The following is a 15,354-nucleotide window of genomic DNA, read 5'->3' on the forward strand; positions in this document are numbered from 1 at the left end:
GCTGAGGAGGTCTGTTAGTATGAACATTTATGCATTGGTAAAACGAACATTTGATACAGAGGAGAAAATTGCGGTTTCAAACGGCAAAATCGTGGAAGACGGCGCAGAATTCATCATTAACCCATATGATGAATATGCGATTGAAGAAGCGATCCAAGTTCGTGATGAGCATGGCGGTGAAGTAACAGTCATTACAATCGGTGACGAAGAGGCTGAAAAACAACTGCGCACCGCTTTGGCTATGGGTGCTGATAAAGCTGTCCTTATTAATACCGAAGACGATTTAGACGAAATGGATGAATTTACTGCTGCAAAAATCATTGCAGAGTACTTGAAAGATAAAGATGCGGATCTTATTTTGGCAGGAAACGTTGCAATTGACGGCGGCTCAGGTCAAGTAGGACCACGTGTAGCAGAATTATTAGGCATAAACTATGTCACGACCATTACAGATTTGAAGATTGATGGTACATCTGTAAAAATTGTTCGTGACGTAGAAGGAGACTCCGAAACGATTGAAACGTCCTTGCCGCTTTTAGTTACGGCACAGCAAGGATTGAACGAACCGAGATATCCGTCATTGCCGGGCATCATGAAAGCAAAGAAAAAACCACTTGAAGAGCTTGAGTTGGATGACTTGGATATTGACGAGGACGATGTCGAAGCGAAGACAGAAACGATTGAAGTATATCTGCCTCCACAAAAAGCAGCTGGTCGCGTCCTTGAAGGCGATCTATCTGATCAAGTAAAGGAATTGGTGGAACTGCTTAATAAGGAAGCGAAAGTGCTGTAAATGCACGTCCTTTCAGATTTTCGTCCGATTTTTCATTGCGAATGAAACAATACTTACATTAGCTATTTTAGAAGAATGTAAGTCAAGTTAGGGACGTAGCACTTTTTCTTAGGAATGGTAAACGTTTAGGGAGCATGATCTCTCGCTCGTTTGAAATGCAGATGCAGTTGACATACCGTAGTTAAAAGTAACGGAGGAATACTGTATGTGCCGCTTCACTTCAGTACAAATAAATTTTTGCTGGATTTAGTTCAATACGTATTAGGAGGGGACTCTATATGTCTAAAAAAGTCTTAGTGCTTGGAGAAGCTCGTGAAGGAGCATTGCGAAACGTATCGTTTGAAGCGATTGCGGCAGCGAAACAGGTAGCAGATGGTGGGGAAATTGTTAGTCTACTGTTCGGTGATGCTGTCCAATCAATGGGGGAAGAATTGATAAAATATGGTGCGGACCGAGTCGTTACTGTCGAACATCCGCATTTAAAACATTATACATCTGACGGTTTCGGTCAAGCGTTCATGGAAGTATATGAACAGGAAAAACCGGAAGCAATTGTCTTTGGCCATACGGCAATGGGCAAAGACCTTTCTCCTAAGATCGCAAGTAAACTGGATACAGGGCTAATTTCCGATGTTACAGCGATTGAAGGGGATGGTGATGATGCTGTATTCATCCGCCCGATCTATTCAGGTAAAGCATTTGAAAAAGTGAAGAATAAAGAAGGATTGTTGTTCTTCACGATTCGTCCGAACAATATTGAATCGCTTACAAAAGATGAGGGCCGTACAGGTGATATATCTTCTGTATCAGTCGATATTGCGAATTTACGCTCTGTCATTAGCGAGGTTGTCCGCAAGTCAACAGAAGGTGTAGATTTATCTGAAGCGAAAGTCGTCGTAGCAGGTGGACGTGGCGTTAAGAGTGCAGACGGATTCAAACCGCTTGAGGAATTAGCGCAACTGTTAGGCGGTGCAGTAGGGGCTTCTCGTGGTGCGTGTGATGCGGATTATTGCGATTATTCATTGCAAATCGGTCAAACAGGGAAAGTCGTTACGCCAGATCTTTACATTGCTGCAGGAATTTCTGGAGCCATTCAGCATATGGCTGGAATGTCCAACTCGAAAATTATCGTGGCGATCAATAAAGATCCAGAAGCGAATATTTTCAAAGTAGCAGACTATGGAATTGTAGGAGATTTATTTGAAGTAATTCCTATGATGATCGAAGAGATTAAGAAAATTAAAGGTTAAGTGTCGGTGGGCCCCTTTTCACTTGGGGCCCCTTGCTTTTGCGTGCATATTTCACAACAGTCGATGTCGTTGGAAGCAGATGTTTAGCCCGCGCGAATCGCCCGTGATATAATGCAGGCATAGTGGTTTTATTAAAGGAGGAAATTACAAATGGCAATCGTTCATGCAACTGACCAAGATTTTAAAGAACAAACAAAAGAAGGCCTTGTCCTTGTGGATTTCTGGGCAACATGGTGCGGACCTTGCAAAATGATTGCACCTGTCCTTGAAGAGTTGGATGGAGACCTTAACGGCAAAGCGAAAATTGTTAAAGTGGACGTGGATGAAAACCAAGCGACAGCTGGTGAATTCGGCATAATGTCTATTCCGACGCTCGTTCTATTTAAGGATGGAGAAATCGTTGACAAAGTAGTCGGTTTCCAACCGAAAGAACAGCTATCAGCTTTGATTGAAAAACACGCTTAATTGCTGTTCGAGCAATCAAAAGACTAAAAACCGGGAGCCTAAAAGGAGTCCCGGTTTTTTGGTAGGTGAAAATGATGAATGAATTGATTGAACATAAATTATCGCTGCTTCCGGACTTACCTGGCTGCTATCTTATGAAAGATCGGCAAGGCACGATCATCTATGTCGGGAAAGCCAAAATATTGAAAAACAGGGTACGAAGCTATTTTACAGGTTCCCATGACGCCAAAACGCAAAGGCTTGTTGGGGAAATTGAAGATTTTGAATATATCATCACGTCATCTGACATCGAAGCGCTTATTTTGGAGTTAAACCTCATTAAGCAATACGACCCGAAATATAACATCATGCTGAAAGATGACAAAACCTATCCTTATTTAAAAATCACTGCTGAACGTCATCCGAAATTGATTGTAACGAGACAGCTAAAAAAAGATAAAGGGAAATATTTCGGCCCCTATCCTAATGCAACGGCAGCACATGAAACGAAAAAGCTATTGGATCGGCTATATCCGTACCGAAAATGCCACTCATTGCCGGATCGAGTTTGCCTATATTATCATTTGGGTCAATGTTTGGCGCCTTGTGTCAATGAAGTGCCAGTGGATACGTATAAAGAAATGATCGATGATATTAGCAAGTTTTTAAATGGCGGGTACAAGACCGTCAAAAAAAATCTACAAGAGAAAATGAATGCGGCTGCCGCCGATTTAGAGTTCGAAAGAGCGAAAGAATATCGTGATCAAATTGCAAATATTGAAGCGGTTATGGAAAAGCAAACGATGATGATGAATGATTTCACGGACCGAGATGTGTTCGGATATGCTGTGGAAAAAGGTTGGATGTGCGTCCAAGTGTTTTTTGTCCGGCAAGGAAAATTGATTGAGCGCGATGTCTCTATTTTCCCGCTATATCAAGATCCACAGGAGGAATTATTGACATTTATCGGTCAGTTTTATGGCAAAAGCGGCCATTTGCTCCCGAAAGAGATTCTATTGCCAGAAGGAGTCGACCGTGAAATTGTCCAGCAATTATTGCAAGTGAATGTTTTCATCCCGCAACGTGGAAAGAAGAAAGACTTGGTCCAATTATCCATAAAAAATGCGAAAATTTCGTTGCGAGAGAAATTCCAGCTTATCGAGCGGCAAGAGCAAAGGACGGTCGGAGCTTGCGAAGAATTGGGAGAAGCGATGGGCATCGCTGTTCCATTGCGCATTGAAGCGTTCGACAACTCCCATACGGGAGGAGTGGATGCTGTGTCGGCTATGGTTTCTTTCGTCGATGGCAAGCCGAATCGGAAAGATTATCGGAAATATAAAACACGAACAGCAGCTGCTCACGATGATTATGGGGCGATGCGTGAAGTAGTAAGAAGACGATATATCCGAGTTCTAAAAGAAGATTTGCCTTTGCCGGATCTTATTTTGATAGATGGTGGGAAAGGGCAAATGGAAATTGCGCGTGAAGTTGTTGAAGATGAATTAGGACTGTCGATTCCGATCGCGGGTTTGGCTAAAGACGATAAGCACCAGACGGCACAATTGCTATATGGCAACCCGACAGAGGTTATTCCATTGAAGAAGACGAGCGAAGCGTTTTATTTATTGCAGCGAATTCAAGATGAAGTTCACAGATTTGCGATTACATTTCATCGTCAACGACGTGATCAAACAGCACTAACTTCTGCTTTGGATAATTTGAAAGGGGTAGGTCCGAAACGAAAAAAGCAATTGCTGAAGCATTTCGGTTCAATGAAGAAAATTCGAGAAGCATCGGTGGAAGAATTGCGGGCTGCAAGTCTTCCGCAAAAAGTGGCGGAAGACGTATTTGCACATTTCCGGGCTGAAAAAACTGAACAATAAGGAAGATGGGTTACATTTTCGTTTTCAAGTCCCATTTGACTTGAAAGCGGACTGCCCGTTCTTTCATAGCTTTTTCTCCGTAACATTCAGTCAAATAGCCATTCAGCTTTTGAAACTGTTCGGCTATGAAACCAGCTTCCAATTGATAGGATCTTTTTTCTAATAAAGTATCAGGAAGATTTTCCAATAAAAAAAGGGCTTCGTCCTTCGAAGACTTTTCAACAGTCCGGAGTGAGCCCCAACCGGCCTCTCTAAAAAAATCGGGGATCTCATCGACTGAGAAGATCGGAAACTTGCGTGCGATATCTTTTCCTGCCCAATATAGGATATCGTCCTCATGTTTTCCAAGGATATTAGGAAGCACATGATCCCTAATAATGTCGTACCCCAATTGGGTAACTGTTTCAGTGTTTGTGTTGTCCAACAAGATGCAGTCCTTTCGGATAAAGTCAAATATTAAAGTTTCTACGGTGAATTTGTCGATAAAAGTTCACATCACCTTGACCTGCTCAAAAGTGAGGAGTACAATGAACATGTTATTATATTGTACCATGAAGAGGCATGCCGTCAACGTTCACAGTTTGTCAAAAATGACACGTTTGGGGCAGACTCATTAATAAGGGAGGGTAAAGACTTGTCGAGAGAATCAGATTTTTACTTGCGCCGTTTGCATTCATTGTTAGGTGTCATTCCGGTTGGGCTATTTGTCACTCAACACTTGGTCGTCAACCATTTTGCAACCCGCGGTGAAGAAGCGTTTAATAATGCATCCAACTTTATGGGCAACTTGCCGTTTGTCCTCTTTTTAGAATGGTTCATTATTTATATTCCGTTAATGTTCCATGCGTTTTATGGTGTGTACATAGCTTTCACTGCGAAAAACAATGTTCAGCGCTACGGAACATTCCGCAACTGGATGTTCTTATTGCAACGTGTGACGGGGGTATTCCTTGTCATTTTTATTGCATGGCATATTTACGAAACGAGAATCCAGAAAGCACTTGGAACTGAAGTGAACTTCGATATGATGGCTGATATCCTATCGAATCCGTTCATGCTCATTTTCTATATTGCAGGTGTGCTGTCTGCGACATTCCACTTGGCGAACGGGCTATGGTCGTTCTGTTACCAATGGGGAATTACTCAATCGCCGCGTTCGCAAAAGATTGTTACATACGTTACAATCATCGCCTTCTTGGCGCTTTCAGTAATTGGTGTAAGAGCATTGTTGGCATTCGTTTAATACGATATCAACTATAATAATTAGATTATGTAAAATTGAGGAGTGAAACAATAATGGCTAAAGGCAGATTGATTGTCGTCGGCGGCGGTCTTGCCGGCTTGATGGCAACTATCAAAGCTGCAGAAGAAGGGGTCGCGGTCGACCTATTCTCTCTCGTTCCGGTGAAACGCTCCCACTCCGTTTGTGCCCAAGGCGGTATTAATGGTGCAGTAAATACAAAAGGTGAGGGCGACTCTCCGTATATCCACTTTGATGACACTGTATATGGTGGGGACTTCTTGGCAAACCAACCTCCAGTCAAAGCGATGACTGAGGCAGCTCCGGGAATTATCCACTTAATGGACCGCATGGGTGTTATGTTTAACCGTACACCTGAAGGACTATTGGATTTCCGTCGTTTCGGTGGTACATTGCATCACCGTACCGCATTTGCTGGTGCAACAACTGGACAACAGCTTCTATATGCATTAGATGAACAAGTTCGTCGCCACGAAGTTGCGGGTCTTGTTCAAAAGTACGAACACTGGGAATTCCTTGGTATCATTATGGATGACGAAGGCATTTGCCGAGGCATCAAAGCACAAAACATGAAATCCATGGAGATCAAAGCATTCCCGGCAGACGCTGTCATTATGGCGACTGGCGGTCCTGGAATCATCTTTGGTAAATCGACGAACTCAGTAATCAATACAGGTTCTGCCGCTTCTATCGTTTATCAGCAAGGTGCTAAATACGCAAATGGTGAATTCATCCAAATTCACCCGACAGCAATTCCGGGAGATGACAAGCTTCGTCTCATGAGTGAATCTGCACGTGGTGAAGGTGGCCGTATTTGGACATATAAAGATGGTAAACCATGGTACTTCCTTGAAGAAAAATATCCGGATTACGGAAACTTAGTACCACGTGACATTGCGACACGTGAAATTTTTGATGTCTGCGTAAACCAAAAATTAGGTATTAATGGGGAAAACATGGTATACCTTGACCTTTCCCATAAAGATCCGCATGAGCTTGATATTAAACTTGGCGGCATTATTGAAATTTATGAAAAATTCACTGGCGATGACCCACGCAAATTACCTATGAAAATCTTCCCTGCAGTCCATTATTCAATGGGTGGATTATGGGTAGATTACGAGCAGCATACGAGCATCCCTGGATTATTTGCAGCGGGTGAATGTGACTACTCACAACATGGTGCGAACCGTCTTGGAGCGAACTCTTTACTATCTGCGATTTACGGCGGAATGGTTGCAGGTCCGGAAGCGGTTAAATATATGCGTGGCATTAAACGTTCAGCAGACGATCTGCCTTCAACACTATTCGATACAGCTGTGAAAGACGAACAGCAAAAATGGGATGCTACATTGAAGATGGACGGCAACGAAAATGCGTACATGCTGCATAGAGAACTTGGTGAAATTATGACGGATAACGTAACGGTTGTTCGTTACAATGATAAATTGCAAGAAACAGACAATAAGATTCAAGAGCTTCTTGAACGTTATGAAAACATTAACATCACAGATACGCAACAATGGTCTAACCAAGGCGCGACATTTACACGCCAGTTGAAGAACATGCTATACTTAGCACGTGTAATCACTTTAGGTGCGTTGAATCGTAACGAAAGCCGCGGTGCCCATTACAAACCAGAATTCCCGAACCGTGACGACGAAAACTTCTTGAAAACGACGATCGCAGAGTTTGATGGGAAATCTGCACCGATCCTTTCTTATGAAGATGTGGATGTATCCTTAATTCCGCCACGTAAACGTGACTATTCTGCGAAGAAGGAGGACTGACACAAATGAGTGAGCAAACAGCTGTTCAAGAACAGCAAGTTGCAAAGAAAACAGTCATTTTCGAGATTCAGCGTCAAGATACGCCGGACTCGAAACCATATATGGAAAGATTCGAAATCCCTTATAGACCGAACATGAACGTCATTTCCGCTCTTATGGAAATCCGTCGTAACCCGGTAAACGCTGAAGGGAAGAAAACGACACCTGTCAATTGGGACATGAACTGCCTTGAAGAAGTTTGCGGCGCATGTTCAATGGTGATCAACGGACGTCCTCGCCAATCTTGTACAGCATTGGTAGATCAGCTTACTCAGCCGATCCGCTTGGAGCCGATGAGAACATTCCCAGTCGTTCGTGACTTAGTAGTTGACCGTGAATTCATGTTTGATTCACTAAAACGAGTTAAGGCTTGGATTCCGATTGATGGCACATACGATTTGGGTGAAGGTCCTCGTATGCCTGAGCGCAAACGCCAATGGGCTTATGAATTGTCGAAATGTATGACTTGCGGTGTCTGCCTGGAAGCATGCCCGAACGTCAATGACAAATCAAACTTTATTGGCCCAGCTTTAATCTCACAAGTTCGTCTTTTCAACTCTCATCCAACTGGAGCAATGAATAAAGACGAACGTCTTGAAACTTTAATGGCAGACGGTGGAATTGCAGAATGCGGAAGCTCGCAAAACTGTGTAGTTGCATGTCCGAAAGGAATTCCTTTGACAACTTCCATCGCAGCGATGAACCGTGCTGCTACAGTTCAAATGTTTAAAAACTTCTTCGGAAGTGACCATATGGTCGACTAATGTCAATAGTAAAACCCCCGTGACCAGATGAACATCTGGTTGCGGGGATTTTTTTGTTTTCTAGATTAAAATGTGGTTTTTAGGAGGGGGGATGTTGACTGTCTATGCGCGTTTGCAGAGGCGGGAGGTGGAGTAATGAGTATCCTTGTCAATTTATGCGATTATGGAACGTTTTATGAGTATGTATCACAGTTTATGAGTTTATATTTCGCTTTATATGATTTCCATAGCGTTTATGCATTCCTTTATTCGTAACGACGTAACGAGCAAACGGACTTTAGTAACAGAAGCAAGGTGTTGAGAGCAAGTCTATAGCGTTAGGGACAGTCTTTGCCTTAAAAGATATAAAAAGAATGGTGTTGTTGGTAGAAGGAATCTATTCCACGTTTCTCTGCATCCATGATTACGAGGTTCAAGGCGGAGGCAATCGTTGGCGTTATAGAGGTTTGTTTAGGAAAATATTAACTGTATGTTTTTGATAATCAATAAAAGGAATGGTACTGTGCAGAATTCTTTGATATAATAGAAAAATGAATAGTCATTCATTTTAAAAGGAGTGGGAGCTATGGGGATTTCTTATATTGAAGATATGCAAAAATGGGTTGAAGAATTTACATTTTCAGTACCGGTATCCGTTTGGTTTTCTGAAACGGATATGTATGGTCACTTAAATAATACGGTTCCGTTCAAATATTTTGAACATGCAAGAATTGAATATTTGAAGCATGTTGGTCAAATGGATGATTGGACAGATCCGAAAGGACAAACAATACCGGTCGTTGCCGATCTGCAATGTGATTTTCTGAAACAAGTATATTTTGACGAGCATCTTGATCTTTACGTTAAAGCAAATTCGATCGGAAAAAGTTCGGTTGATTTGCATTATATGGCAAAAAACCGAAAAAATGAGGTTGTCTTCACTGGACGGGGGACAATTGTCCAAATCGATAGAAAGACTGGGAAATCCTTTGCTTGGAGCGAGGAACAAAAATCTGCGTTTCTTCATAAAGTAATGAACTAGCCGGCACAGCCTAAACCTTCCTCACATATTGTAAAGTGAACGTGGATAGGAGGGGCGCGTCTTGACAGAAGAAATGAAAAACCGTTCGTTGCTGACAGCAAGGGAGCGAGAAATCTTTCATCTTTTAGTAGATGATCATACGACGAAAGAAATCGCGGGACGGCTCGGCATTAGCGAAAAAACCGTCCGAAACCATATCTCCAATACGATACAGAAGTTAGGCGTTTCGGGCAGGGCACAAGCGATTGTCGAATTGTTGCGATTAGGAGAGTTGAAGTTGAACTAATAATGCTATTGACCTTAGCATAGGGGCAATTTCATTATATGAAGTAAATCGGCACGTAATATTTACCGGCTCTCTCTGTTGAAACTGTGATGCCTGCTTGCAATTCGATTAAATTTGTTGCGTTCTATGGCAAAAAAGGTGACAATAAGTAGAAAGTATTCGTTTCAGGGAGCTGGTATACGTGACGGAGAACAACGGATTGAATCTTGGCGGCACCGAGAATATCGCCCGTATGGAGAAAGAGCTGCGATATATCGCTGGCATCATTAAGCAACAAGGTCGGAAAATACTTAGCAATTATACGATCACTCCTCCGCAATTCGTCGCTTTACAATGGCTGTTCGAACACGGAGATATGACAATTGGAGATCTATCAAATAAAATGTACTTAGCTTTTAGCACTACAACTGATTTGGTTGATCGCATGGAAAATAATAATCTTGTGAAGCGAGTACGTGATGATCAAGACCGCAGAGTTGTTCGAATACATCTATTGAGTGAAGGCGAACGAATCATTGAAGAAGTGATTGATAAGCGCAGAATGTATTTAAGTTCAGTCCTTAAAGATTTTGACGAGGATGAATTAGGGGAGTTTTCCCGACTACTGACTAAATTGCATAAAGAGATGACGATAAAGTGAAAAATAGAAAAGCTGCTCCAATTGGAGTGATTGATTCAGGTGTCGGCGGATTGACCGTCGTAAAAGAAATGCTCAAACTTCTTCCTGCTGAACCGATTGTTTATATAGGAGATGATGCACGTTGTCCATATGGGCCACGTTCAGCCGATGAGGTAAGAGAATATACAATGGAAATGGCATCAGCTCTATCAAATATGGGAATTAAAATGCTTGTTATTGCCTGCAATACCGCAACAGCTGTTGCATTAGAGGAATTGCAGGCATGTTTTTCGTTTCCTGTATTAGGTGTCATTGCCCCGGGTGCAAGGGCTGCTGTACAAAATTCATCAAACGGGAAAATAGTCGTTTTAGGTACAGAAGGAACGATTAAGAGCGGAGCATATGAAAACGCAATCGCAGCTATTTCTCCAGAAGCTGACATAATCTCACTTGCTTGCCCGAAATTCGTGCCTTTAGTGGAAAGTGGAGACTACCGCAGGAAAGATATCCTGCCAATCGTCAGAGAAACATTTAAGCCGTTAAGTGAAGTGGATTTCGATACTGCCATTTTAGGTTGCACACATTATCCGCTATTGCATGGACCGATACAATCGATTTTGCCGCATGGGACGACCATCGTCTCATCCGCGAATGAGACAGTACAGGATGTAAAGCGTGTCTTAAACGATCGCGGTATTGCAAATGAATCGGGACAATGCGAAGCCCCGATATTTTATACGACTGGCGAATTGGATCCTTTTATTTCGATAGCGAAAGACTGGCTTGGCTTTGATGATCCTGATGTTAGATTTATAGAATTATAAGAGGCTGCTAACGGGGGACATGACCCCCGTTAGCTTTTTCTTATGCTATTTTCCTAAAATGCAGAAGCGGTTTTTGCTTTGATGAAAATGACTATGATAAGATAAATGTTGATATGAAAAGTGGAGGTTATCCAAGATGAGACATGATGGAAGAACCGCAAATACAGGAAGACCCGTAACGATAGAAAAGGATTATTTATTGCATCCTGAAGGTTCTGTATTGATTTCGGTTGGGAATACAAAAGTAATATGCACAGCGACGATTGAAGAACGTGTGCCTCCATTTTTAAGAGGGAGCGGGCAAGGCTGGGTGACAGCTGAGTATTCAATGTTGCCGCGAGCGACTGGACAAAGGACGCAGCGGGAATCTTCGCGTGGCAAAGTTGGAGGACGTACGATGGAGATTCAACGTCTTATCGGCAGAGCGATGCGCGCAGTAACTGATTTGGAGGCTTTAGGAGAGCGGACGATTTGGATTGATTGTGACGTCATCCAAGCTGACGGCGGAACGAGAACAGCTTCCATTACAGGAGCTTTCGTCGCCATGGCAATCGCAGCCTCCAAATTATTTTCAGCAAAGGAATTGAAAAAGTTCCCGATCCGGGATTTCTTAGCTGCTACAAGTGTAGGTAAAAACGAGGATGGTACTTTGTTGTTAGATTTAGATTATGTGGAAGACTCATCCGCTGCTGTTGATATGAACATTGTGATGACTGGGAATGGAGAATTTGTCGAAATGCAAGGAACTGGCGAAGAATCGACATTTACACGCGCTGAGATGAATGGGTTGATTGATTTGGCAGAAGTAGGCATACAGCACTTAATTGACATCCAAAAAGACGTGTTAGGACCAATAAGCGATATGATTGGCAAGGAAGTGACAGAAAATGAATGAAGTGTTAATTGCAACGAATAATGCAGGAAAGGCAAAAGACTTTGAAGCGTTGTTCAAGCCCTTTGGCATCCGGGTGCTTACGTTAAAAGATCTTGAAGAGGAGATTGACGTTGAAGAGACGGGTACAACGTTTGAGGAAAATGCAATTTTAAAAGCGGAGACTGTCGCCAAACAATTAGACAAGCTTGTAATTGCGGATGACAGCGGCTTGGAAATTGATGCGCTTTCTGGTGCACCAGGCGTCTATTCAGCGCGTTATGCGGGGCTTGAAAAGAATGATGATGCAAACATTGATAAAGCTTTAAAAGAGCTGCAGGGCGTCGCTGAAGCGGACAGAACGGCGCGTTTCCGATGCGTGTTAGCCGTTGCGGGACCAGGTGTTGAAACTGTGACGTTTTCAGGAAGCTGCGAAGGGTTGATTTTGGAGGAACGTCGAGGAACGAACGGTTTTGGATATGATCCTATTTTCTATTTGCCGGAAAAAAGGTGTTCGATGGCTGAATTATCTCCTGAGGAAAAAGGAGAAATTTCGCATAGAGGAGCAGCTTTGGATAAACTGAAAGAACATTTGCCTGTTTTGTTGGGCAAAGGGCGTGTTGAATGATGAAAATCATTGTAATGAGTGACTCGCATGGTGATCGGGAAACGGTGAAAGCCGTTTCCGAATTGCCAGCGGATGCTTATTTTCATTGTGGAGATAGCGAATTGTCAAAAGATGATACGGTTTTAAAAGGGATGCATATTGTAAAGGGTAATTGTGATGTTGACTCTGCTTTTCCTGATACAGTTGTGACGTCGGTAGTCGGGAAAACGATATTGATGGTGCATGGGCATATGCATGATGTGAAACGGACGTTGCTGTCGTTGTATTACGCTGCACTAGAGCACAAGGCAGACATTGTGTTGTTCGGTCATTCCCATTTATACGGCGCTGAGATGAAGGACGGCATTCTGTTTTTGAATCCCGGAAGCACATTATTGCCGAGGGGCGGCAAGCAGGCAACTTTTGCCGAAGTGGAGTGGGGAGATTCAATCCGGATTTCATTCAAAAATATGGCTTTTGAAGAAATTGATAGAGTGGAAATGAAGAAAGTTTAAAAATATCGTTGACATTTCTTCCAAGTATGCCTATAATAAAATTTGTCGTTAGCAAACATTGGTTGCTTAAGACATGTCTCAGTAGCTCAGCTGGATAGAGCAACAGCCTTCTAAGCTGTGGGTCGGGGGTTCGAATCCCTCCTGGGACGTACAAGAATGCGGTGTAAATCCTTTATACATAAAGGGTTATGAGAAATTAGGGATTCTGTTGGGGCTTCGGTCACTTGTGCAGAATCCCTTTTTTCTACCTAAAATATTAAATTAAGACATAAAATTATCTTCCAATTCGATTGAATGGGGGATTTTTTTGTTATGGCTATTATTTGAAGTGGATTTCATTCTGCCGACTAAAAAGCCTACCACTTCTATTAAAGGCAGAAGGTGGGGCAACTCACTACAAGAAGAAGGCTTCTCTGAATTGTAAACAATCCGCTTGTAAGATTAGTGATTAAAGAAGAAAGCTTCATAAGAAAGTTGTATCCGTTATTAAGGTTAGGGGATATTTGGAGGAAGTCCGAAGAAAAGAAATTATGTTCGATGTATAAATTTCTTGCGATCGGTTCAGATATGAATCAATTGTTTTCTATTGTTATAACTGTTCGAAAAATCCGATCACTCATTATATAATGGTGGAAAATGTTAATTTCTTCTAAAGGGGTGGTTATCATTGAAACCGTAATGAAAATTCGAAATGAAAACAAAAAAGGGCTTTGGGTGGTAATAATTACACTGCTATCCTTACTACTACTTTTTTTGCTCACTCACTTTTTCACTATATACCCCGGTGGGTACTCTATTGAAAAACGGAGCGGTGAGGTGTTAATTGAAAAAGGCGCAAATAGTAAAGGTGTCGTATTAAATAACAATGTGCTGGATGAGCTGAAAATAGCTTCTTTAGAAAGTAAAATAACATACATTAAAACTCTTTGGTATGTAGGTTTATTATTTACAGCAACATGTTTAATGGGAACAGTCACTTTTAAAAGATTGATGTTTAAGAAAGTTGCTATTATAACAGTCTCATTATATGTTGTTTTAGCGATCTTGATTATCTTCTCTTATGTAAGCACAATATCATCAATAGAGAATTCAATTATTGATCTAATCAAATAAAATAAAATAAAATAAAAAGAGGTTGGTCTAAGCGTGGCTGCTGAAAAACTTACGTTTATTAATTTTGTTAGGTATGCTGAAATTTAAAAAGGCGATATTTCGTTACAATCCCTTACTCCGCTCCTTTCATTAAGGTGAGAATTCGTTTGAGATTGACGGCAAAGATGGCCATTGCGCATAACATTTGCATGCCAAATAGAGCTGTGAGTGTGGCTAATCATACACCGTAATTATATTTCAATTCATCATTTTTCGTTTCGATTTTGTGGCAAGATTTGGCTTTCCCTTGAAATTCCACACCATTTTAAAGGTTTTGTTTTTAGCACGACAACCGTAGATTGCCATAAATGGACTTAGGTTTAAGGTTTCTTGACCATAGACCATCGGGACACCACCTGAATTTAAGGATTCGGATGAAGTCGCGGATGGTGCAATTGATGTGATGGCTTATTTGGATATTGGTTTGAAGAATTATTTGATTAAAAAAGGAAGGGTGCTGGATTGACTGCTCAGGTTTAGTTGCATATTGGAATACAGTGTGACAGAATTATCTTGACTAACTTCGGGGAATAATAGTCGCAGTTATAGTAGCATTTGTTGATTATTTAGTTCTTGTCAATAGAACGATGGATGCTTACGATTCGATTCCAGGTCCGAAGCTTAATTGGAGATATGTTTGATATGAGATGTAGATGCTATGAAGGATAAAAAATATTTGAAATCAACATTTTTTTCAATTGCTATTATTAGCATACTTTTATACTCATTAATAGGAATTATTAGTCAACTGAAAAATGGAGGATTTCCTAGGGCTACTTCTATTATTTTATTTTTATATTCAGTTTTATTATTTTGGATTTTCTTTACGAAAAAGAAGAGAGAATAAATTATTTTGTGTTTTGGAAGATAAGTGAGTTATGAAAATAGTTTTAAAAGAAGAAGATATTTAGTGGGAATATAGTTATTAAAGGGTGACGTTTTCGTTACTCTCTTTCTTTTTATTAGGCGTTTGTCAATGCCTTTTCGTGGTAGCGGAGCGGAAAGGAGGCAATTTCAGGGGTGATTATATGAACTATTATTTTACGTTTTTATGTTTAGTTTAATCGTGTTTTTAAATTTAGGTTTTTATTTACCGTTTTTAAAGAACAAAGATTAAATACTTGCAGATAAGTAGGGGCTGTCCAGAAAGTCAGTGAAAACTGATTTTCTGTGATAGTCCCTTTCTGGTTGGAGAATAAATGGGGAACCCCTGACAACCGTCGCTTTCCGTTCCA

At 41.4% G+C, this 15,354-nt stretch carries 17 protein-coding genes and 1 tRNA gene; 16 read left to right on the forward strand and 2 right to left on the reverse strand.

Translation table 11 applies throughout. From position 1 onward, the window contains the following. Positions 1-19: 19 nt before the first annotated feature. From ACFQ38_RS15695 to uvrC, 4 genes are all read left to right on the forward strand, one after another. Complete coding sequence (locus tag ACFQ38_RS15695; RefSeq protein ID WP_381482085.1) at positions 20-793, forward strand: electron transfer flavoprotein subunit beta/FixA family protein; 774 nt, start codon at positions 20-22, stop codon at positions 791-793. A gap of 278 nt (positions 794-1,071) precedes the next feature. Then, a complete protein-coding gene (locus ACFQ38_RS15700; protein WP_336824890.1) occupies positions 1,072-2,043 on the forward strand; it encodes an electron transfer flavoprotein subunit alpha/FixB family protein in 972 nt (323 codons plus the stop codon). 150 nt (positions 2,044-2,193) lie between these two features. Beyond that, on the forward strand, positions 2,194-2,508 hold the full coding sequence (gene trxA, locus ACFQ38_RS15705; RefSeq protein WP_336824891.1) for a thioredoxin: 315 nt from the start codon (positions 2,194-2,196) through the stop codon (positions 2,506-2,508). Positions 2,509-2,582: 74 nt separating this feature from the next. After that, positions 2,583-4,370, forward strand: a complete 1,788-nt coding sequence (gene uvrC, locus ACFQ38_RS15710) for an excinuclease ABC subunit UvrC (protein ID WP_381482088.1) — start codon at positions 2,583-2,585, stop codon at positions 4,368-4,370. Positions 4,371-4,380: 10 nt separating this feature from the next. Here the strand turns inward: uvrC and ACFQ38_RS15715 are convergent, their stop codons facing one another. Further along, positions 4,381-4,794, reverse strand: coding sequence for a YslB family protein (locus ACFQ38_RS15715; RefSeq protein ID WP_381482090.1), 414 nt, complete (start codon positions 4,792-4,794; stop codon positions 4,381-4,383). 210 nt (positions 4,795-5,004) lie between these two features. On the opposite strand from ACFQ38_RS15715, the gene ACFQ38_RS15720 reads away from it, so the two are divergent. The 12 genes from ACFQ38_RS15720 (at position 5,005) to ACFQ38_RS15775 (ending at position 14,080) form a co-directional block, all read left to right on the forward strand. Next, positions 5,005-5,613 carry a succinate dehydrogenase cytochrome b558 subunit gene (locus ACFQ38_RS15720; RefSeq protein ID WP_336824894.1) on the forward strand — a complete coding sequence of 203 codons (609 nt, stop codon included), beginning with the start codon at positions 5,005-5,007 and terminating at the stop codon, positions 5,611-5,613. Between the two features lie 53 nt (positions 5,614-5,666). Beyond that, a complete protein-coding gene (gene sdhA, locus ACFQ38_RS15725) occupies positions 5,667-7,421 on the forward strand; it encodes a succinate dehydrogenase flavoprotein subunit (protein WP_336824895.1) in 1,755 nt (584 codons plus the stop codon). 5 nt (positions 7,422-7,426) lie between these two features. After that, complete coding sequence (gene sdhB, locus ACFQ38_RS15730; RefSeq protein WP_336824896.1) at positions 7,427-8,224, forward strand: succinate dehydrogenase iron-sulfur subunit; 798 nt, start codon at positions 7,427-7,429, stop codon at positions 8,222-8,224. Between the two features lie 565 nt (positions 8,225-8,789). Continuing rightward, the gene (locus ACFQ38_RS15735; RefSeq protein ID WP_336824897.1) at positions 8,790-9,245 is read left to right on the forward strand and encodes an acyl-CoA thioesterase; all 456 of its coding nucleotides are present in this window, start codon (positions 8,790-8,792) and stop codon (positions 9,243-9,245) included. Between the two features lie 73 nt (positions 9,246-9,318). Continuing rightward, complete coding sequence (locus ACFQ38_RS15740) at positions 9,319-9,531, forward strand: helix-turn-helix domain-containing protein (protein ID WP_060204861.1); 213 nt, start codon at positions 9,319-9,321, stop codon at positions 9,529-9,531. Between the two features lie 232 nt (positions 9,532-9,763). Next, positions 9,764-10,171 (forward strand): MarR family winged helix-turn-helix transcriptional regulator, encoded by a 408-nt coding sequence (locus tag ACFQ38_RS15745; RefSeq protein WP_336824905.1) that lies wholly within the window; start codon positions 9,764-9,766, stop codon positions 10,169-10,171. Beyond that, positions 10,168-10,974, forward strand: coding sequence for a glutamate racemase (gene racE, locus ACFQ38_RS15750; protein WP_336824898.1), 807 nt, complete (start codon positions 10,168-10,170; stop codon positions 10,972-10,974). The genes ACFQ38_RS15745 and racE overlap by 4 nt, the downstream gene beginning before the upstream one ends. 136 nt (positions 10,975-11,110) lie before the next feature. Further along, positions 11,111-11,869, forward strand: coding sequence for a ribonuclease PH (gene rph / locus ACFQ38_RS15755; protein WP_336824899.1), 759 nt, complete (start codon positions 11,111-11,113; stop codon positions 11,867-11,869). Next, positions 11,862-12,473 carry an XTP/dITP diphosphatase gene (locus ACFQ38_RS15760; protein ID WP_381482094.1) on the forward strand — a complete coding sequence of 204 codons (612 nt, stop codon included), beginning with the start codon at positions 11,862-11,864 and terminating at the stop codon, positions 12,471-12,473. The genes rph and ACFQ38_RS15760 overlap by 8 nt, the downstream gene beginning before the upstream one ends. Next, complete coding sequence (locus ACFQ38_RS15765; protein WP_381482096.1) at positions 12,470-12,967, forward strand: metallophosphoesterase; 498 nt, start codon at positions 12,470-12,472, stop codon at positions 12,965-12,967. The genes ACFQ38_RS15760 and ACFQ38_RS15765 overlap by 4 nt, the downstream gene beginning before the upstream one ends. Positions 12,968-13,042: 75 nt before the next feature. Next, positions 13,043-13,116: transfer RNA gene (locus ACFQ38_RS15770), tRNA-Arg, on the forward strand. Between the two features lie 487 nt (positions 13,117-13,603). Further along, positions 13,604-14,080, forward strand: coding sequence for a hypothetical protein (locus tag ACFQ38_RS15775; protein ID WP_381482098.1), 477 nt, complete (start codon positions 13,604-13,606; stop codon positions 14,078-14,080). Between the two features lie 1,094 nt (positions 14,081-15,174). On the opposite strand, the gene ACFQ38_RS15780 is transcribed toward ACFQ38_RS15775, so the two are convergent. Beyond that, positions 15,175-15,354: hypothetical protein (locus ACFQ38_RS15780; RefSeq protein ID WP_381482100.1), on the reverse strand; the 180-nt coding region annotated here is incomplete at its 5' end.

It is taken from the genome of Sporosarcina contaminans, assembly GCF_042679045.1.
Classification (GTDB): Bacteria; Bacillota; Bacilli; order Bacillales_A; family Planococcaceae; genus Sporosarcina; species Sporosarcina contaminans.